This window comes from Actinosynnema sp., from assembly GCF_052038725.1.
Genome location: NZ_JBQGCX010000303.1, coordinates 1 through 1,897 on the forward strand (window position 1 = coordinate 1; position 1,897 = coordinate 1,897).

At 72.4% G+C, this 1,897-nt stretch carries 1 protein-coding gene; it reads left to right on the plus strand.

Annotated features, from left to right (window positions below; genetic code table 11):
• Window positions 1-1,855: LCP family protein (locus tag ACTUAL_RS06040; protein WP_440899544.1), on the plus strand; the 1,855-nt coding region annotated here is incomplete at its 5' end.
• Between the last annotated feature and the right edge of the window lie 42 nt (window positions 1,856-1,897).

Sequence of the window (1,897 nt, forward strand, 5' to 3'; positions counted from 1 at the left end):
CAAGCCCGTGCGACGCGAGGCGAACGGGCACGCGCCCACGGAGCGGACCACGCCCGCGCGGGCGATGCGCAGCGAGCGGGCGCGCAACGAGGGCCTGGCAGGCGGGCCCGCGCTGGACCGTGCGCGCGACGAGGCGGTGGAGCGCAGGCGCGCGGCCCGCGCCGCGCGCGCGGCGGAGGCCGAGGAGCTGTCGCGGCCCAGGAGCGGCGCGCGCCCCGGCGAGGAGGACCGGCCGGTCCGGCCGGCGCGGCGCGGCCGGGTGGTCAAGGGCGTCGTCGTGGACGCCGAGGACGACGCCGAGAGCGCCCCGCCGAGGTCGCCCCGGCCGAGGACCGTCCCGCCGAGGCCCGCGCCCGCGAGGCGGCCCGCGCAGCGCACGCCCCCGCCGTCCAGGGTGAAGCTGGCCGGGCGCACGGCGCTGGCGCTGGTCTCGACCGCGGTGCTGCTCGCGACCGGCTACGGCTACAAGAACCTGAACGCCCTGACGGACAACATCGCCACCACGGACGTGATCAGCGCGGACGCCGGCGGCGAGAAGCCGCAGGACGGGTCGATCGACATCCTGATGGTCGGCATGGACAGCCGCACCGATTCCAAGGGCAACCCGCTGCCGCAGGAGATCCTGAACGAGCTGCAGGCGGGCGGCTCGGAGGACGGCGGGCTGAACACCGACACGCTGATCCTGCTGCACATCCCGAACGACAGCGGCAAGGCGGTCGCGGTGTCGTTCCCGCGCGACTCCTACGTGGACATCCCCGGCGGCTACGGCAAGCACAAGATCAACTCGGCGTACGGCTACGGCAAGACCGCCGCGCTGGAGGAGCTCGGGGGCAAGGGCGAGTCCGGCACCGCCCTGGAGCTCAAGGCCAGGCAGGCGGGCAGCAAGAGCCTGATCAGCACGATCGAGAACCTGTCCGGCGTCAAGATCGACCACTACGCCGAGGTCAACCTGGTCGGCTTCTACGAGATCACCAAGGCCGTCGGCGGCGTGGACGTGTGCCTCAACAACGCCGTCCAGGACGACCTCTCGGGGGCGAACTTCAAGAAGGGCAACCAGACCATCCAGGGCCGCGAGGCGCTCTCGTTCGTGCGGCAGCGCTACGGCCTGCTGCGCGGCGACCTGGACCGGGTCGTGCGCCAGCAGGTGTTCATGGCGGGCCTGGCGAACAAGGTGCTCTCCGCGGGCACGCTGACCGACCCCGGCAAGCTGGGCGACCTGATCGACGCGCTGTCCAAGTCCATCACCCTCGACGAGGGCTGGGACGTGCTCAGGTTCGCGACCCAGATGAAGGGCCTGACCGGCGGCAGCATGGAGTTCAAGACCATCCCGACCGGCAACCCCGAGCTGATGACCGACAGCGACGGCATGGCGGTCGAGGTCGTCCCCTCCCAGGTGAAGAAGTTCTTCAAGGACTTCGCCAAGTCCGAGGAGGAGAAGAACAAGGCCGCCGTGGACCCGGCGACGGTGACCGTCGAGGTCCGCAACGCCTCCGGCATCCCCGGCCTGGCGTCCAGGGTGCTGCAGGAGCTGGTGGCGCTGAAGTTCGTCGCGGGCGACGCGGACAACGCCGACGCCGACCAGGTCGCCTCCGCGGTGCTCTACGGCAAGGGCGGCGAGGCGGGGGCGCAGGCCGTCGCCGACGCGCTCGGGGACGTGGAGATCAAGGAGGACGCCACGATCGCGGCGGGCACGGCGCGCGTGGTGGTCGGGTCCAGCTACGACGGTCCCGGCGTGGCCAACCTGCTCGGACAGCGTCTGCTCGCCTTGGACGGCGGCTTCCGCACCCAGCAGGCGCCCCAGGAGGACCAGACCGGCGCGGAGATCAACGCGGGCGGCATCCGCTGCGTGAACTAGTCCCGCGCTCGACCGGCAGGCGGCCCGGTCGGACCCACCTCG